A 16,845-nucleotide genomic window follows, 5' to 3' on the forward strand; every position below is an offset into this window, starting at 1 on the left:
TCTTGCCGGTATATTCGAGTTCGGAGAAGGTCTTCTGCACGCGCGTAACAAAGCTCATGGAGGGGGCTGGTTGAGGGGGCTCAGTGTGCCAAGGGTGGGGGCGGCTGGCTATTTATGCAGTGTCTCCTTAAAGAATTTTACACAGGCGAGGCAGATGCTTGGTTAGTGCCACTCTGGGTATGCTAAAAACCTAGCGGCTTACCATTTTCATACGACTAGCCAACAACTAAATATAAGTCTGTTCACGCTGAGGCCCACAATCGCTCAATGAGCAGCTGCACGCACCGAGCCTACTGGTCCTCTCAAGAATAAGTAATGGCCTATAAACAATCCCCTAGGGATGGTCTGAAGTAGCCATGTATTTCTGGCTGACTTCAGCTTCCGCCGATTTTGAAAGCGGAAAATCGACCAAAAATGATCAGATCACCGCTCATTTCTGTGTTTTTAGCCGCCGCGAGCACCTCGCGGCGGCCATTCCCCGCATTACAGGCGCACCTCTCCCGCGTTGGTCAGTAACCGTCGGCGCGCCTTCCACAGATTCGACAGCGCGAACAGCGTGACCAACTGAGCGGTGTTCTTCACCAGCCCGCGGAACCGCACCTTGGTATAGCCAAACTGCCGCTTGATCACGCGGAACGGGTGCTCGACCTTGGCGCGTACTTGGGGCTTTGGCCTTCTCGATCTTGCGCTTGGCTTTGTATAGCGCGCTGCGCTTATCGAGCTTCTTGTAGGTGATGCGGCGTGCCGCAACCTGCCAGATCACCTGACGCCCCTCATGCTCGGGACGCTTCTCAACGCCGGTGTAACCAGCGTCGGCGCAAACCACATTCTCGTCGCCGTGCAGCAGCTTATCGACCTGGGTGACATCCGCCACGTTGGCCGCCGTGCCCACCACGCTGTGCACCAAGCCCGATTCGTCATCCACGCCGATGTGCGCCTTCATGCCGAAGTAGTATTGCTGGCCTTTCTTGGTCTGGTGCATCTCCGGGTCGCGCTTGCCGTCCTTGTTCTTGGTTGAACTCGGCGCGTTGATCAGTGTGGCATCGACGATAGTGCCTTGGCGCAGCGACAGGCCGTGGTCACCCAGGTGGCCGTTGATCACAGCCAGGATGCCGGCAGCCAGCTCATGTTTCTCCAGCCCGGCTTTGGAGCTTTTTCCTGCGAGCCAATGCCATATGTAGACAAATCCCTTCCTTCTCACCCGATACAGAGTCTGCTCGCTGTGAGAATGGCAAGCGTTATGTATCCAACCGATGATACTGCCGAATTCGACGAAGCAGGAGCAAACCGAGTCCGAGTGCGATCACGCCAAGGATAGGCCAATCCCGCCAGCGCACATAAGGGGTCGCGCCAGTTCGGGGGGTCACTTCGGCGCTGAGGGTGGCTACGCGGAATTGAGGAGCGCGTGTAAGGACCTTTCCCTCATAGCTGACAGTTGCTGTGATGCCCGTGTTCGTGGCTCGCAGTAGGTCACGTCCGGTTTCGATGGCACGCATGCGGACCATCTGGAAGTGCTGGAGAGGGCCGATTGAGCTGCCGAACCAAGCATCGTTGCTGACATTCACCAGTAACTGCGCTTCGGGCAGAAGTTCCGTGACTTCAGCACCAAAGACCGCCTCGTAGCAGATGAGTGCTCCGACGGGCACACCCGCTGCGTTAAGGACGTGCGCTTCCCGTCCGGGTGTGAAATCGGACATAGGCGCCCCGAGCACGTCGAGGGCCGAACCCAAGAAGTTCCGGAGCGGAACATATTCACCGAAGGGCACCAGGTGGCGTTTGTAGTAGAAGCCTGAGGGATCGGAGAGGCTTACCACGGCGTTGTAGGTACGGCCCTCCGCCTCGCGTACCGGGACGCCAATCATTAACGATGTGCCTGCCTGATCGGCTAACGCCTCAAGCTCAGCAAGATATGCTTTGGCCTGGTCATGCCACATCGGGATTGCCGCTTCTGGCCAGATCACGATATCGGCTCCGAGATGCTGCGCGGTAAGCGCCTGATAGCGCTCAAGTGTGATGTCCCGGTATCCCGGGTCCCATTTCTTGTCTTGCGCGATGTTTCCTTGCAAGAGGACGACATCGATCGGGTCAGCGGCTGGCTGCGTCCATTCACGATCCAGCAGTTGCAAGCCGGCGAGGGTAGCGACTAACACGGCACCGACTACCGCAGCACGGCGCAGGCTTGGCCCCTGGACAACCCAGGCAAGCCCGCCAGCGAGAAGTGCCACCAGTAAACTCACGCCAAGCACGCCAAAGACGGGAGCGATAGTGGCAAGTGTGGTGTCGGTCTGGCTGTAGCCAATGAAGAGCCAGGGAAAGCCGGTCAAGAACCAGGTGCGCATCCATTCACTCAGCACCCATGCCGCAGGTAGCCCTAGCCAGAGTGCCATTGCATCCATCTCAGGGCGCAGGCAGCGCACGAGGTACGCGACGCCCCATGGAAAGAGGGCGAGCAGCGAGACAAAGGCCGCCGTGACTAACACCGCCACCACGGGGCCATTGCCGTACTGGCTAATGCTGATAAAGACCCAGGAGACACCCACGCCGAAGTAGCCAAGGCCAAAGAGGTAGGCCGACCACAGCGCCTGACGCCTTGAAGACTGCGCGGTCAGGACAAAAAATGTTGCCAGAGCGATCACCGCAAGCCATGCCCAGCCCACAGGGGCAAAGGCAAGCGGCATGGCGCCTCCAGCAAGTAGAGCCATCCCCCCTGTCAGAAGCGGCTTATAGCGCACGCCCGTGTATAGGCTAGAGGGTAGCGCGCACTTATCACCCAATGCTCTCTCGCCTCCGAATCCAGGATCAACCCTGTGGCTCATGCTTTCTTGCTCCGCTTAATCAAGCTGCGTCAATTCATTCGGCCGGCTGGCCAGGGTGGCAAAGTGAATGTTTCTGGACTCGACTAGGTGCGCCGTAAGCTGGGAGCTGCTTCGTATTCGGCCAGCACGACAGTGGCTGTGTTGGGGAGCAGTACGTTAGCTTTGCGATACCACCCCTTCCAAGCCCGCTGATACCAGAACGAACAGGACGAAGCCGCCTATGAAAGCCAGCGGTGAGATGTGCGTATCGTCACCGCTCTCGTTAGCCTCGGAGACCATATCTTCGATGGCAGCGACCGTGAGAAGGCCTGCCGTGAACGTCAGTGCCGCTAGCTTAAATGCCTCCGGCTGGTTCCTGAGTACGAAGTAAGCAAAGACGGCTGCCGAGAGCACAGGAATCGCGAAGGAAGCAGAGAGCAGTATCCGCTTGCTACGAGGGATTCCTTTATCTTTCATGGTGGCGATCGTCGCAAAGCCCTCAGGAACATCGGCGAGAACCTGACCCGCCGCCAGGATTATCGCGACCGACGGTGAGACCGCCGACCCCGCCCCGATCAGGAGGCCATCGCTGAACAGGTCGATGGATACGGCGATATAGATCATCCAGACACTCGTCTGACCGCCTTCTCCCTGCTGGCCTTGTCGCTTCTGGAGACTCTCAACGAGCTTCTCGATACCTACGTAAGCAATGCCGCCCAGCGCGAAAGCGAGGGCGATTACCCAGGCTGAGAGGTTCTCTAGCACGCGCGGCATGATTTCAACCGCCACCACCGCAATGACGAGGCCGGCAGCGCCGTGAAGGGCGTAATTGAGACGGCGCCCGGTAGTTCGGGAGGCCTCCGCAGCGAGCCCACCACTAAAATTGCCTAAGGCGGGCAACAGCGCCAGGCCGAGTACCAGCCAGATACTATCCATCATCTTCCTTCCTTGGTTGATTCCTAGATACGCTACCTTGCTGGCTCCGAGCCTTCGCGCTATATGCTGTCGTTCAGGCCTAGCGCGCTTGTACAGCCACTTCGATCAAGTGTCCCAGGCATCGATAGCTGCGTACCGTGCAGCCTCACCCCTTGAGCGCCAGGATGCGCCGAGCGCCGTTGAGGACGATCAGGCCCACGATGGTACCGATAATCAGGTCAGGGTAGCTGGACCCCGTCCAGGCGACCAAGGCACCGGCGGCGATGACGCCCATGTTGATCACCACATCATTGGCCGAGAATATCCAGCTTGCCTTCATATGCGCGCCGCCTTCGCGGTGCTTGGATATCAACAGCAGGCAACCGGTATTGGCGATCAACGCGACGAAGGCGATCGCCATCATCATCAGCGATTCAGGCTCACTACCGAAAACAAAGCGTCGCACCACCTCGACGAGTACGCCGATAGCCAAAATCAGTTGCAGTACCCCTGCCAGATGCGCGGCACGTACCTGCATTTTCGCACTGCGCCCTACGGCATAGAGAGCCAGGCCATAGACGGCTGCATCGGCAAACATATCCAGGGAATCAGCGATCAGGCCGGTAGACTGGGCGATCAGGCCAGCAGTCATTTCCACCACGAACATGATCGCATTGATACCGAGCAACACGCGCAGAGTGCCTGACTCCTGCGTAGCAGAGACTGCCGAGCTCTCAGCGGCCTTGATCGTCTCTGGGTCGGCAATGACGGTTTCCTGAAGAGAGGCGCCTAGCCCCAAGGTCGCCAGTTTCGCGGTAATGGGCTCAGCCTCGCCGTCATGCACGACCTCCAATCGGCGGTTCGACAAGTCGAAGGACAGCGTTCGAATCTCATCAAAGCCGTTCAGCGCCAAGCGGATCATCCGTTCTTCTGAGGGACAATCCATCTTCGGCACAGCATACACGCTGACCCATTCCCCTGACGCTTCGGAGGAGACCGGCATATCGGTATCCGCTGCAGGCGTTGCATCGCAGCTACATGGGCCACCACAGGCTTTACTCACGATACGGCTCCAGTTAACCAACATAGATTGCTAGTATTAAAAACTATATAGCTACTATAAGGTCAATGGGACAGATGATCCGTTGAGGAGTAAGCCTGATGCGCATTGGTCAGTTAGCCCAGATAGCGGGTATCGACACGCAGACGATCCGCTTCTATGAGCAGCAGGGCCTGTTGCCGCCGCCAGAACGGCAGGAGAATGGTTACCGTGTCTATACCGAGAAGCATGGCGAGTGGCTTGCCTTTATCCGCCGCTGCCGAATTCTGGACCTGTCACTGACAGAGATTCGCGAGCTACAGAGCTATCAGGACGACCCTCGCCAGCCCTGTACCGCCGTCAACGCCATGCTCGATGACCACATCTCTCATGTGCGGTCGCAGATAACTGCTCTGCAAGCGCTTGAGCAACAACTCGTTTCACTGAGGGCGAGTTGCAACGAGGGTCGGGAGATCAATGCCTGCGGCATCCTGACGGGGATCAGCGAGGAGAGCAAACAACAGCTGTATAGGGCTAGCTCAGGCCGTAAGGACTGAGCAGAGACATGCCGGACCTTGCAGTGACATTGTGAATGCATGGTGTGTTGATCGCGAAGCCTCACTGCGTATCTCGGCATGCGAACCTGGGCGTTGCTGCAAACTTGCAGGGGCCGTGAAGAAGAGTCGTCATCAACCAGGTAATCCGCTGAGCTGATGGTTGGTTCCGTCATCATGATATGAGCCAATCAACCAAAAAATCCGGATACCCGCCAGGTCAAGCAAGCCGCGCCGCTCCAGATTCGGCGGCTGGTCGAGCTCGATGACTGGTTGGCTGCAGCGATCGCTGCGGCGCATGCCCGGGGCGATGGAGCGGCAGCGCTTCGCCACCAACGGGACCGAGCGCTGGTGCTGCTCGGATTCTGGCGTGGCTTTCGCGGCGATGAACTGCTGCGGCTGCTGGCGAACTCACGAGCGCACCGCGCTGGCCAGCGCGTCGCCGGAAGCTCTATGCGCCCATCTGCCTCTACTGGAAAACCAGGTCAGCAACGTCTGGTCGATGGGTAAGGATGGCCGCTCCTACTGGCCCATCAAGCGCCAGGCCGCCACGGCGGATCGCATTGCCAACCACAAGGGACGCAATCCGCAAGAGCGCGCCTCCCTGAAAAAGCGTCTGCTGCGCAAGTGGATGAGCAAATGAACCTGTCCACCATCGAGGCGCTGGCTATCGCTTGGGCGCGAATCGCTGAAGAAGCAGAACTCCCAGCCGGCTACGAGGGCACGGCGACGCCAGAGGCGCATCGGGCCTGCGAGGTGATCCAGGAGCGGATTCGAGAGCACGTCGTCGCCACCAATGACATGCGGCTGTTCGGCCTGCTGCACCTGCTTGGGCAGGCGTCGCTGCGCATGGAGCAAGCGCTGTGGCCGGAAGAATATGCGCGGATGACCCGCGAGGTCGAGGAAGCTCTCCGAGAGGCCGACGACCCCAACGCCAAGTCGTACACCCACGAAGAAGTCATGCGGGCGATGCAGGAACTCATCGACCAAGCGCGAGACAAGCCATGTTGATCGGCTGACGGAAATTTCTGGGTTTCCGGCTTACAACCCCCTTTACATACACTTTAAATAACGATAATAATTCTCAGCCGCTAGCGCATTTAATTATCAGAAATACTTAGACAGAGCGGCACTTCTCTGCCCACAACTCAGCCAAAGGTGACGGGCAGCGCTCCGTCGCTGCTGCCCTGCTGCGCCTGAGGCTCTCAATCAGGAGCTCACCTCCGCATGATCAGGACGACCCGCCGTATCGGCGTCACTGCCAGTCTGCTGGCCATCGCCATTGCCCAGGCCGCGCAGGCCAACGAGACCGAGGACAACCGTCAGCAGAAGCAGGACGGCCCGGTATCCCTTGCCCCGCTCGTCATCCAGCGGGATGTGCTTGGTAGTGCCAGTGACGAAGAGGTACGCACCTATGCCGGCAGCCGCAGCGTGGTCCAGGCTCACGAACTGAAGAAGGCCAGCGTGCGTGGCCTGGATGACGCGCTGGCGCGGGTCCCAGGGGTGAAGATCCTCGACGAGACCGGTGCCGGGGTACTGCCGCAACTGTCCGTGCGCGGGCTTTCGGAAAGTCGCAGCGGCCGCGTCCAAGCGCTCGCCGATGGCATCCCGCTGGCCCTGGCGCCCTATGGCCAGACCAGCCTGTCGCTGTTTCCGCAGACCCTGGCGACGGTCGATCGCATCGACATCGTGCGTGGCGGCGCGTCCGTGCAGTACGGACCGAACAACGTCGGCGGCGTGATCAACTTCATCAGCCGGCCAATTCCGGATAAGTGGGAAACCACCCTGCAGGAGCGTGTCACCTTCGCGCCCGGCGGGCGCCAGCTGTACGACAGCTACCTGGGCACCGGTGGGCGCCTGACCGACAACTTCGGCCTGCAGCTGGACGTCAACACCATCAGTGGCGAGTACGGTCGCGAGCATTCTGAGACCGATGTGCAGAACTACCGCCTGCGCGGCCAGTGGGATATCGATGACAGCCGCAGCCTGAGTTTCGGCGTGCAGCGCTACATCGCCGACATGGACCTGGCCGGCGCCCTCAGCGTGGCCGACTACAAGGACGACCCGCGGCAGTCGACCCGCAAGCTCGATCGTTTCGAAGGCGACAGCGACCGCGTCTGGGGCACCTATACTCAATACCTCGGCGCCATGGGCCCGTTCGACGACGTGGAATTCAGCTGGACCAACTTCGCCCAGCACAGCTATCGCAACTTTGTTGTCGGGCTGCCCTTCGCGCCGGATGCCACGCCGACCACCCTGCAGGATGCTCCCCGCGACTTCCGTGTCTGGGGCAGCGAGCCGCGCCTGAGCCTCGGCATCGACGGTGATGGCGTCAGCCAGACCTGGCTGCTTGGCGCCCGCCTGGTCAAGGAAAACGTCGACTTCGATGTCGACCGTCTGAACCTGAATACCGGCGCCACAAGCGTGGTGCGCGACTGGGTATTCGATACCAAGGGCCAGGCCGCCTATGTGAGCAACGAAATCAAGCTGCTCGACGACCGCCTGACCCTCACCCCCGGCGTGCGCTATGAGCACGCCAAGATGGAGTACGCCGACGGCGTCAGCGGCATCGAGCGCAAGACCGTGGCCGAAGAGTGGCTGCCCGGTCTGAGCATCGGCTACCAGGCCAGCGACGACTGGTTCGTCTACGCCAACGCGCAGCGCTCGCTGCGGGTGCCTCAGGTGTTCCAGATCGTCAGGGATGGCGTGGTGCAGGCGGAAATCTCGCGCAACTACGAGACCGGCGTGCGCTTCACCCCACAGGACAACCTGCGCATCGACTTCGGCCTGTACCGCATCGACTTCGACGACCAGATCGTGTTCGCCAACAGCCGCTTCCAGAATCTCGGCAGCACCCGCCACCAGGGGATCGAGACCGAGGTGTTCTGGACGCCGGCCGCGCTGCCAACCCTCGACCTGCACGCCGGCTACGCCTACCTCGATGCCGAGCTGCGCACCGGCGACTTCAAGGGCAACGAGGTGCCGTACAGCTCCAAGCACCAGTTCACCGTCGATGGTCGTTACCGCTTCGCCGAGTTCTGGACCTACAGCCTGGATGGCCTCTACGTCAGCAGCGCCTATACCGACGACGCCAACAGCGCCGAGGAGAATGCCAGCGCCTCAGTAGGCGAGCTGCCCGCCTACTGGATCTGGAACACCGCCATCGAGCGCGAGTTCAAGCTGCAGGACGACAGCGTGCTGACCGCCTCGGCCGGCATCAGCAACCTGTTCGACCGCCAGTACTACTTCCGCGGCACCGACACCAGTCCCGAGGGACGCCAGCCAGCACCGGGCCGTACCCTGACACTGGGGGTGAACTACCGCTTCTGATCGCCTAGTCGTCCTGCCTCATCCCCTGGCGTCACGCCAGGGGCCTCATTTCACGCGCCCGGCTGCAACGTCGGTACCGTATTCGAAGCCATCAGCCTCACTCCGAACGCCACCAGCACGCCACCCTGTCAGCCGATCCAGCGCCCTAGTCAGTCCACGCCGGCGCAGCAGTCTGCCGAGCGGAATGGTTGCGGCGATCAGGATGGCGAACCCGCCCAGGGTCAGTAATACGTGAAGGCCTGAGAGGAACGAGTACGCCGCCACATCCGCACCGGGCGGAACGAACTGGGGCACAAAGGTGACGTAGAACACACCGGCCTCGGGGTATTCAGACGGACAACTGTCGCGCGCCGATACCCTGGCGATCTGCCAACCAACGCCGATTCGAGAGCCACTTCGGGCTCAAGCGAAACAGGGACAGATTTATTTATTGGGCTGACTGTCCGCTTGTGGCCGACTCCTGCCTGGTACGACGGGCTCAAAGCGGCCAGAAGCAGCCATTGCCTTGGTTTCTTTATAGCTCGGCGGTGCTCTTTGAGACCTGAAACGAATGGTTACATGCGCACATTCGAATTAACGCATATTGTAACTTTTCTGCAATGATCTCCCTAGTAGATTGGTGGCTCCCACCACTCAATAGGTAGCGCCATGAAGAACCTCACCCTCTCAGCACTGCTCCTCTCTTCTCTGTTCACCGGCTCCGTTATGGCCAGCGAATTCGATAAGCCTGGTTTTGTTACCGAAGTTGAGGATGGTCGTCTCTGGGTTTTCCGCGAGGACTCCCAGGAGCTAAAAGATTTCAAAGCCTCTGGTGAGCCAGCCAAGCAGTTCACTGATATCGGTTCCGGCCCGAATGGCATGACGGTCAAAGCGGCTGATGAGAAAACCCTCAAGGATTACCTTGAGGTCATCAAGAAGTAAGCGCTTTCAAGCAGAAAGGCCCGCAGAATGCGGGCCTTTTCATTGGTGCAGATTACTGGCTGAGAGCGAGTAAACGCTCAACCCCTACCGGCTCCTCCGCCATGAGCGGAATCACCGCGTAGCGTTGCGCGTGCTCGGTCGCGACACGCTCAATTTCCCTCAGCTCATTGACCGCCCGCTTATGCAATAGCGGTGACTCAGTCTGTGCAGCTGCCACGCTGTTGTTGATCACCCATGCCCACGGCTCGATGCCGGCACGACGCAGGTCGGCTTGCAGGCCAGCAGCCTCCAGCACAGGAGTGGTTTCGGCCAGGGTCACCAACAGCACTTTGGTTTGCTTAGGATCTTGGAGTTGCATCATCGGCGTGGAAAAGCGCATGTTGCTGCCCGACATCTGCCGAGCAATGTCGCGGTGATAAGCCCCGGTGGCATCCAGTAGCAGCAGGGTGTGGCCCGTCGGGGCGGTGTCCATCACCACGAACTTTTTGCCGGCTTCACGGATAATTCGCGAGAAGGCCTGGAATACGGCGATCTCCTCGGTGCAGGGTGAACGCAGATCTTCGGCCAGCAGCGCCCGAGCCTGCTCATCCAGGCCCGTACCCTTGGTTTGCATGACGTGATCACGATAGCGCTGTGTCTCGGCATGCGGGTCAATGCGGCTCAGCGTCAGGTGCTCAAGCGTGCCATCCAGTGTCTCGGCAAGGTGCGCGGCAGGATCAGAAGTAGTCAGGTGCACGGGCAGCCCACGTCGAGCCAATTCGACGGCAACCGCTGCGGCCAAAGTCGTTTTACCGACACCACCTTTGCCCATCACCATGATCAGGCCATGACCATCGGCGGCGATCTCGTCGATCAGGGACTTGAGTCGTGGAGCGTTCAATTCAATCGGCGCACTGGCCGGTTCCTGCGTGCTGTCAGCAGAACCCTCAACCAAAAGTTGTCGCAGGGCATCCAAACCCACCAGGTTGAATGCTTTCAACGGCAACAGGTCGAGCGGCAGTGTTCGCAGCGCTGGCGGCATGGCAGCGACTGCGGCCTGTTCACGTTTATAGACGGCGGCGGCCAGTACATCCTTCTGCGCCTCACTCACCGGCAGCACGCCGTTGATCACCAGGTACTGCTCCTGCAAGCCGATGGCTGCCAGCTCCTCACGGGTACGGGCCGCCTCGCGCAGGGTGGCGGCCTGCGCCCTGGCAACCAGAACCAGGCGGGTCTTGGCAGGATCAGCAAGTGCTTCTACTGCCTCGCGGTACTGGTAACGCTGTTTGTCCAGACCGGCCAGCGGGCCAAGACACGAGGCATCACCTTGCCCCGCCTCCAGAAATCCACTCCAGGCACCCGGCAGTTGCAGCAGTCGAATCGTGTGCCCGGTCGGGGCGGTATCGAAAATGATGTGATCGAAGCGGGCCTTCAGTTCATCGTTGACCAGCAGTGAGGTGAATTCGTCGAAGGCTGCGATCTCGGTCGTGCAGGCTCCCGATAATTGCTCCTCCATGCCTTTGACCACATCAGCAGGCATGACACCCCTCGCCGGGCCCACAATCCGATCCCGATAGGCCTGAGCTGCGCCCTGTGGGTCGATCTCCAAGGCCGCCAGGTTTTCCACGGCGGGCACGGCAGTAATGTGATTACCAATCTCCAGACCGAATACCTGCCCGACATTGGAGGCTGGATCGGTACTCACCAGCAGCACTCGCTTGGCCTGACGGGTCAACTCCAGGGCTGTCGCGCAGGCAATGGACGTCTTCCCGACCCCGCCCTTACCGGTGAAGAACAGGAAGCGTGGTGCATTGTCGATAAAGCGCATGCTGACCCCCTAGCGATTGTTGAGGCTGCTCTCGTACCAGTTGCGTGTGCTGTTGACCATGCGTACCAGCCAGAGCATCACGGGCACTTCGATCAGTACGCCGACCACGGTTGCCAGGGCGGCACCCGAGTTGAATCCGTACAAGACAATGGCCACGGCTACGGCCAGCTCGAAGAAGTTGGAGGCGCCGATCATGGTGGCCGGGCCCGCTATGTCGTGGCGCACTTTCAGGGTATGGCAGAGCCAGTAACCCAGTGCCGCGATGAACAGCGTCTGCACCAGCAGGGGAATCGCAATGATGCCGATGATCAGAGGCTGCTCGACAATGGACTCCCCCTGGAAGGAGAACAACAGAACCAGAGTGGCCAGCAGAGCGATGATGGAAAATGGCGAAATCTTCGCCAGCACATTCTCGAAATAGGCTTCGCCGCGCTTCATCAGTTGAGCCCGCAGAAACTGGGCGATGGCCAGCGGGATGACGATGTACATCACCACGGAAAGCAGCAGGGTGTCCCAAGGCACCGGGATCGAAGAAACGCCCAGCAACAGCGCCACGATAGGCGCAAAGGCAAACACCATGACCAGATCGTTCAGGGCCACCTGGGTCAGAGTGAAGTTGGCATTACCCTTACACAGGTTGCTCCAAACAAACACCATCGCCGTGCAGGGCGCCGCACCGAGCAGGATCAAGCCGGCCATGTAGCTATCCAGCTCTTCGGCGGGTAGCCAGGGCGCAAACACCTGCTTGATGAAGAACCAGCCAATCAGCGCCATGGAAAACGGCTTGACCGCCCAGTTAACGAACAGCGTGGCGAACATGCCGTTCTTCTGCTGGCGCACTTCGCTGATGGCGTTGAAGTCGATCTTCATCAGCATCGGAATGATCATCACCCAGATCAGCAGGCCAACCGGGATATTGACCTTCGCCACCTCCAGGGCGCCCACAGCCTGAGCCGCTTGCGGCACAACCAAGCCAAGCACGGTGCCCACCACGATGCACAGGAACACCCACAGGGTCAGGTAGCGCTCAAAAACTCCCAGTGGAGCCCCAGAGGCCTGCTTCATCGCGACTTCACACGCATTTGTCATCTTTGCTGCCTATCCTCGTTCTCTTGGCGCGCAATGCACCGAATATTCACTTTACTGCATATTCGAAAAATAATATATTTGCTCGTGTGCATCTTTGATAGGGATCAACATGAGCCAGAAAAAGCGCGTCCTGTTCCTCTGCGTCGCGAACTCCTCACGCTCGCAGATGGCCGAAGCCCTGCTGCGCCACACCGGCTCAGAACATTTTGAAGTCTACAGCGCAGGCTCCGCCCCCACTGAAGTCGACACCCGAGCCCGCAACGCATTGGAGCAGCTTGGTGTTCCCACTGATGGGCTTTACAGCAAGTCCATCGAGCAGGTCGCTCGCGAGCCGTTCGACTATGTGATCACCCTGTGTGACAAGTCCGCCCTGGAGTGCCAGGCACTGCCAGGGGCCGGTGAGTACATCGCCTGGAACTTCGAAGACCCGGCGACCAGCTCGCAGAAAGATGCCTATCGCAAGACCCTGCATGAGATACATGAACGGATAAAGATGTTCGTGCTGATCAAAAGTAAACCGGCGAATGAAGCTTCCACCCTGCATGCCATGTCGCCAACCGAGGTCTTCAAATGCCTGGCCGAGGAAACGCGGGCGCGAATCGCCTTGCTGGTGACCTTGGAACAGGAACTCTGTGTCTGCGAACTGACCTCGGCACTGGAAGAGGCGCAACCCAAGATCTCCCGGCACCTAGCCCTGCTGCGTGGCTGTGGCCTGCTGGAGGATCGACGCAATGGTCAGTGGGTGTACTACCGCCTGCACCCGCAGTTGCCGGAATGGGTGACCGATATCCTCAAACAGACCCTGGACAACAATGCCGAGTGGTTGCGCCAGGATGTGCAACGCCTCTGGCAAATGCGTGATCGCCCTGGGCGCAAGCCGGCCTGCGATTGAATACCAGGCATTGGGGATGACCATGAAAGTTTTATTTCTCTGCACCGCCAATAGCTGCCGCAGCATCCTGTCGGAGGCTATCTTCAATGCGATGGCTCCCAAGGGCATGCGGGCCTTTAGCGCAGGCAGCTACCCCAAGGGGGAGGTCAATCCGCTGGCTTTGCAGGCACTGATTGATGCTGGATTCGATGTTGAAGGCCTTTACAGCAAATCAACCGATGCCCATCAGGCTCTCGCCCCTGACATCGTCATTACCGTCTGCGACAAGGCAGCCGGAGAGGCCTGCCCGGTTTTCTTTGGCCCGGCGACTCGTTGTCACTGGGGACTGAGTGACCCATCCGAAGTTAACGGATCTGAGGCAGAAATAAACGCCGCGTTTGCAGCCACCATCCAGCAGATCCAGAAGCGAGTGAGCGCATTTATCGCGCTGCCCTTTGCTCAACTCGACAGTGATGCGCTCAAGGCCGAGCTGAACAGGATCGGCTCGTTGTAGCCCAAGAGGTAAGAACCCATGATCGACAACCTGCCCAACGTCGCCGAGGAGCTTTTTGCCCGCTCTATCCCGACAAACCTGGGCCTCGCCGAAGGCGAGCACAAGCCGCGCATTCTGCTGCTGTATGGCTCCAATCGTGAGCGCTCCTACAGCCGTCTGCTGACCCAGGAAGCGGCGCGCTTGCTGGAAGCCTTCGGCGCGGAAACCCGGATATTCGATCCTTCCGGCCTGCCCATGCCGGACGATGCCGACAGCAGCCATCCCAAGGTCAAGGAACTCATCGACCTGGTGTTCTGGTCTGAAGGTCAGGTGTGGTGTTCACCCGAGCGCCATGGCGCCATGACCGGCGTATTCAAGTCGCAGATCGACTGGATACCGCTGACCATGGGTGCCATCCGCCCCAGTCAGGGCAAGACCCTGGCCGTGATGCAGGTCTGTGGCGGCTCGCAATCCTTCAATGCGGTTAACCAAATGCGTGTGCTGGGGCGCTGGATGCGCATGTTCACCATCCCCAACCAGTCTTCAGTGCCCAAGGCCTACCTCGAATTCGACGAGGCCGGGCGCATGAAACCTTCCAGCTATTACGACCGCGTAGTGGACGTCATGGAGGAACTGGTCAAGTTCACCCTGCTGCTGCGCGGCCACAGCGACTATTTGGTCGACCGCTACTCGGAGCGTAAAGAGTCCGCTGAAGAACTCTCCAAGCGCGTCAACCAGCGCGCCATCTGACTGCCAGGAAACCCTCTCAATGAATCACCCCTACGACCTGCTCAGCATCCCCGGCATCAAAGGCAAACTGATCTTCACGCCCTGCCCCGGCACCAAAGACAGCAGCCTTGCCGACTCGCTTGCCACGCTCAAACAGGCCGGCGCCTCTGCCGTGATCAGCCTGATGCCGGCAAGCGAACTGGCCGCCAATGGGGCCGAGGACATTGGCAAGCAAAGCCAGGCGCAAGACATGGCCTGGTTTCACCTGCCGGTCGCGGATGAACAAGTGCCACTCGAAGATTTCGGCCAGGGCTGGAAAGCCTGCAAACAGAGCATCCTTGAGCGGCTCAATGCGGGCCAGGACATTGCCATCCACTGTAAGGGCGGTTCGGGGCGTACCGGGCTGATTGCGGCGCGGATCATGATCGAGGCCGGCATTCCCCGCGCCGATGCCATTGCCTTGGTGCAAGCCCTGCGCCCCAAGGCCATTCAACACCCGGCCCACATCAACTGGCTCTCCCAGTTCGGTGCCTCTCACTAACTCCAGTAGATGAGTCGGAAAACATGGCTATAAAAATTGGTATCAACGGTTTCGGTCGCATCGGTCGTTTGGCTTTGCGCGCCTCCTGGGACTGGCCCGAGTTCGAATTTGTCCGCATCAATGATCCAGCAGGCGACGCCGCCACCCATGCGCACCTGATCAACTTCGACTCGGTGCACGGTCGCTGGCACCACGAAGCCGGCAGCGATGGCGATTGCGTGGTGATTGGCGGCAAGCGCATCCAGGTCACCAATAACAAGGCGATTGCCGACACCGACTGGTCGGACTGCGATCTGGTGATCGAAGCCAGTGGCAAGATGAAGACCGTGGCGGTATTGCAGGCTTACCTGGATCAGGGCGTGAAGCGGGTTGTGGTCTGCGCGCCCGTGAAGGAGAAAGGCGCACTGAACGTGGTGATGGGCGTCAACCAGCAGCTGTTCAATCCAGCTGAGCACCGCATCGTCACCGCTGCCTCCTGTACCACCAATTGCCTGGCTCCGGTGGTCAAGGTGATCCACGAGAACCTCGGCATCCGCCATGGCTCGATCACTACCATTCATGACCTGACCAACACCCAGAGCATCCTCGACACCCCGCACAAGGATCTGCGCCGTGCACGCGCTAGCGGCATGAGCCTGATCCCGACCACCACCGGTTCGGCCACCGCCATCGCCGAGATTTTCCCCGAGCTGCGCGGCAAGCTGAACGGCCATGCCGTGCGCGTGCCGCTGGCCAACGCCTCGCTGACCGACTGCGTGTTCGAAGTCGAGCGGGCCACCACAGTGGAGGAAGTCAACCAAATGCTGAAGGCTGCTGCCGACAGCCAGCTGAAAGGCATCCTCGGCTACGAGGAACGCCCGTTGGTCTCCATCGACTACCGCACTGACCCGCGCTCCTCAATCATCGATGCGCTGTCGACCATGGTCATCAACGGCACTCAGGTGAAGCTGTATGCCTGGTACGACAACGAGTGGGGCTATGCCAACCGCACCGTGGAGCTGGCCAAGCTGGTCGGCCTGGCCGTTTAACCGAGTAGGGATGCAAGCATGAAGGCGTTGTCAGCTCTGGCCCCGGAGGTCAAACAGTACCTGCTGGTGACCGGCAATTACTGGGCATTCACCCTCACCGATGGCGCCCTGCGCATGTTGGTGGTGTTGCACTTCCATAGCCTGGGCTACAGCCCCTTGCAGATTGCCGCGCTGTTCCTTTTCTACGAGATTTTTGGCGTGGTCACCAACCTGGTCGGCGGCTACCTCGGTGCCCGGCTGGGCCTCAATCGCACAATGAACATTGGCCTGGCCATGCAGGTGGTCGCACTGCTGATGCTCACCGTGCCCGCCGCCTGGCTGACCGTGCCCTGGGTTATGGGCGCACAGGCGCTGTCGGGGATCGCCAAAGACCTCAACAAGATGTCAGCAAAGAGCTCCATCAAGCTCCTGGTGCCCGATGCCCAGCAGGGCACGCTGTACAAGTGGGTGGCAATCCTCACCGGCTCGAAGAATGCGCTCAAGGGCGTGGGCTTCTTCCTCGGCGGCGCCCTGCTGGCCGTGCTGGGTTTTGCCGGCGCGGTATTGACCATGGCCGGCGTGCTGGCGTTGATCTGGATCGCTAGCCTGTTCTTGTTGAAGAAAGATCTAGTGTCCAGAGCGGGTAGTTCGTTTATTTAATGATGTAACGTTATACTGGCGTGGCTCCGAAGCCACTGACCGGTAACCCACATGGCCAAGCCCGCCGCCTGCTTTGTCTTAACGCCGTCCGATC

16 protein-coding genes and 2 pseudogenes are annotated in these 16,845 nt (G+C 59.8%); 11 read left to right on the forward strand and 7 right to left on the reverse strand.

Annotated features, from left to right (window positions below):
• Positions 1–483: 483 nt before the first annotated feature.
• The 4 genes and pseudogenes from IEG05_RS21985 to IEG05_RS22000 all read right to left on the reverse strand — a co-directional run.
• A pseudogene (locus tag IEG05_RS21985) lies at positions 484–1,138 on the reverse strand (IS5 family transposase); the annotation flags it as partial.
• A gap of 100 nt (positions 1,139–1,238) precedes the next feature.
• Complete coding sequence (lnt, locus tag IEG05_RS21990) at positions 1,239–2,678, reverse strand: apolipoprotein N-acyltransferase (RefSeq protein WP_045428515.1); 1,440 nt, start codon at positions 2,676–2,678, stop codon at positions 1,239–1,241.
• Positions 2,679–2,972: 294 nt separating this feature from the next.
• Positions 2,973–3,734 carry a ZIP family metal transporter gene (locus IEG05_RS21995; RefSeq protein ID WP_224742954.1) on the reverse strand — a complete coding sequence of 254 codons (762 nt, stop codon included), beginning with the start codon at positions 3,732–3,734 and terminating at the stop codon, positions 2,973–2,975.
• Between the two features lie 142 nt (positions 3,735–3,876).
• Positions 3,877–4,773 carry a cation efflux transmembrane domain-containing protein gene (locus tag IEG05_RS22000; RefSeq protein ID WP_008928737.1) on the reverse strand — a complete coding sequence of 299 codons (897 nt, stop codon included), beginning with the start codon at positions 4,771–4,773 and terminating at the stop codon, positions 3,877–3,879.
• A 98-nt stretch (positions 4,774–4,871) separates the two neighbouring features.
• On the opposite strand from IEG05_RS22000, the gene cadR reads away from it, so the two are divergent.
• The 4 genes from cadR (at position 4,872) to IEG05_RS22020 (ending at position 8,633) form a co-directional block, all read left to right on the forward strand.
• Positions 4,872–5,306, forward strand: a complete 435-nt coding sequence (gene cadR / locus IEG05_RS22005) for a Cd(II)/Pb(II)-responsive transcriptional regulator (protein WP_008175821.1) — start codon at positions 4,872–4,874, stop codon at positions 5,304–5,306.
• A gap of 262 nt (positions 5,307–5,568) precedes the next feature.
• Positions 5,569–5,946, forward strand: a complete 378-nt coding sequence (locus IEG05_RS23590) for a hypothetical protein (protein WP_306464267.1) — start codon at positions 5,569–5,571, stop codon at positions 5,944–5,946.
• A complete protein-coding gene (locus IEG05_RS22015) occupies positions 5,943–6,314 on the forward strand; it encodes a hypothetical protein (protein WP_023294894.1) in 372 nt (123 codons plus the stop codon). Before IEG05_RS23590 ends, IEG05_RS22015 begins: the two co-directional genes overlap by 4 nt.
• 216 nt (positions 6,315–6,530) lie before the next feature.
• Entirely contained in the window at positions 6,531–8,633 is a 2,103-nt protein-coding gene (locus tag IEG05_RS22020) for a TonB-dependent receptor family protein (RefSeq protein ID WP_191122726.1), read from the forward strand.
• A gap of 45 nt (positions 8,634–8,678) precedes the next feature.
• On the opposite strand, the gene IEG05_RS22025 is transcribed toward IEG05_RS22020, so the two are convergent.
• A complete protein-coding gene (locus IEG05_RS22025; RefSeq protein ID WP_224742955.1) occupies positions 8,679–8,945 on the reverse strand; it encodes a hypothetical protein in 267 nt (88 codons plus the stop codon).
• 336 nt (positions 8,946–9,281) lie between these two features.
• Between IEG05_RS22025 and IEG05_RS22030 the strand changes: the two genes are divergently transcribed.
• Positions 9,282–9,554, forward strand: coding sequence for a hypothetical protein (locus tag IEG05_RS22030; RefSeq protein ID WP_033987446.1), 273 nt, complete (start codon positions 9,282–9,284; stop codon positions 9,552–9,554).
• 52 nt (positions 9,555–9,606) lie between these two features.
• Here IEG05_RS22030 and arsA read toward each other — a convergent pair whose 3' ends face one another.
• Positions 9,607–11,361, reverse strand: coding sequence for an arsenical pump-driving ATPase (arsA, locus tag IEG05_RS22035; protein WP_042920863.1), 1,755 nt, complete (start codon positions 11,359–11,361; stop codon positions 9,607–9,609).
• Positions 11,362–11,370: 9 nt separating this feature from the next.
• A complete protein-coding gene (gene arsB / locus IEG05_RS22040) occupies positions 11,371–12,450 on the reverse strand; it encodes an ACR3 family arsenite efflux transporter (RefSeq protein WP_042920860.1) in 1,080 nt (359 codons plus the stop codon).
• Between the two features lie 109 nt (positions 12,451–12,559).
• Between arsB and IEG05_RS22045 the strand changes: the two genes are divergently transcribed.
• From IEG05_RS22045 to IEG05_RS22070, 6 genes and pseudogenes are all read left to right on the forward strand, one after another.
• A complete protein-coding gene (locus IEG05_RS22045; protein ID WP_042920857.1) occupies positions 12,560–13,342 on the forward strand; it encodes a metalloregulator ArsR/SmtB family transcription factor in 783 nt (260 codons plus the stop codon).
• 22 nt (positions 13,343–13,364) lie between these two features.
• The gene (locus IEG05_RS22050; RefSeq protein WP_042920864.1) at positions 13,365–13,835 is read left to right on the forward strand and encodes an arsenate reductase ArsC; all 471 of its coding nucleotides are present in this window, start codon (positions 13,365–13,367) and stop codon (positions 13,833–13,835) included.
• A gap of 18 nt (positions 13,836–13,853) precedes the next feature.
• Positions 13,854–14,564: an arsenical resistance protein ArsH gene (gene arsH / locus IEG05_RS22055; RefSeq protein ID WP_042920856.1), complete on the forward strand. Its 711-nt coding sequence runs from the start codon at positions 13,854–13,856 to the stop codon at positions 14,562–14,564.
• Between the two features lie 19 nt (positions 14,565–14,583).
• Positions 14,584–15,084 (forward strand): cyclin-dependent kinase inhibitor 3 family protein, encoded by a 501-nt coding sequence (locus IEG05_RS22060; protein WP_191122727.1) that lies wholly within the window; start codon positions 14,584–14,586, stop codon positions 15,082–15,084.
• A gap of 23 nt (positions 15,085–15,107) precedes the next feature.
• Entirely contained in the window at positions 15,108–16,112 is a 1,005-nt protein-coding gene (locus IEG05_RS22065) for an ArsJ-associated glyceraldehyde-3-phosphate dehydrogenase (protein WP_191122728.1), read from the forward strand.
• A gap of 18 nt (positions 16,113–16,130) precedes the next feature.
• A pseudogene (locus IEG05_RS22070) lies at positions 16,131–16,721 on the forward strand (MFS transporter); the annotation flags it as partial.
• Positions 16,722–16,845 lie beyond the last annotated feature (124 nt).

Source organism: Stutzerimonas kunmingensis (assembly GCF_014764705.1).
Taxonomy (GTDB): domain Bacteria; phylum Pseudomonadota; class Gammaproteobacteria; order Pseudomonadales; family Pseudomonadaceae; genus Stutzerimonas.

What these genes read in the sequence shown, in the direction of transcription:
- IEG05_RS22045 (WP_042920857.1), top strand. Translation starts at nt 12,560, where the DNA reads ATGAGCCAGAAAAAGCGCGTCCTGTTCCTCTGCGTCGCGAACTCCTCA.
- IEG05_RS22050 (WP_042920864.1), top strand. Translation starts at nt 13,365, where the DNA reads ATGAAAGTTTTATTTCTCTGCACCGCCAATAGCTGCCGCAGCATCCTG.
- lnt (WP_045428515.1), bottom strand. Translation starts at nt 2,678, where the DNA reads ATGCCGCTTGCCTTTGCCCCTGTGGGCTGGGCATGGCTTGCGGTGATC.
- IEG05_RS22030 (WP_033987446.1), top strand. Translation starts at nt 9,282, where the DNA reads ATGAAGAACCTCACCCTCTCAGCACTGCTCCTCTCTTCTCTGTTCACC.
- arsH (WP_042920856.1), top strand. Translation starts at nt 13,854, where the DNA reads ATGATCGACAACCTGCCCAACGTCGCCGAGGAGCTTTTTGCCCGCTCT.
- IEG05_RS21995 (WP_224742954.1), bottom strand. Translation starts at nt 3,734, where the DNA reads ATGATGGATAGTATCTGGCTGGTACTCGGCCTGGCGCTGTTGCCCGCC.
- IEG05_RS22060 (WP_191122727.1), top strand. Translation starts at nt 14,584, where the DNA reads ATGAATCACCCCTACGACCTGCTCAGCATCCCCGGCATCAAAGGCAAA.
- IEG05_RS23590 (WP_306464267.1), top strand. Translation starts at nt 5,569, where the DNA reads ATGACTGGTTGGCTGCAGCGATCGCTGCGGCGCATGCCCGGGGCGATG.
- arsA (WP_042920863.1), bottom strand. Translation starts at nt 11,361, where the DNA reads ATGCGCTTTATCGACAATGCACCACGCTTCCTGTTCTTCACCGGTAAG.
- cadR (WP_008175821.1), top strand. Translation starts at nt 4,872, where the DNA reads ATGCGCATTGGTCAGTTAGCCCAGATAGCGGGTATCGACACGCAGACG.
- IEG05_RS22020 (WP_191122726.1), top strand. Translation starts at nt 6,531, where the DNA reads ATGATCAGGACGACCCGCCGTATCGGCGTCACTGCCAGTCTGCTGGCC.
- arsB (WP_042920860.1), bottom strand. Translation starts at nt 12,450, where the DNA reads ATGACAAATGCGTGTGAAGTCGCGATGAAGCAGGCCTCTGGGGCTCCA.
- IEG05_RS22065 (WP_191122728.1), top strand. Translation starts at nt 15,108, where the DNA reads ATGGCTATAAAAATTGGTATCAACGGTTTCGGTCGCATCGGTCGTTTG.
- IEG05_RS22015 (WP_023294894.1), top strand. Translation starts at nt 5,943, where the DNA reads ATGAACCTGTCCACCATCGAGGCGCTGGCTATCGCTTGGGCGCGAATC.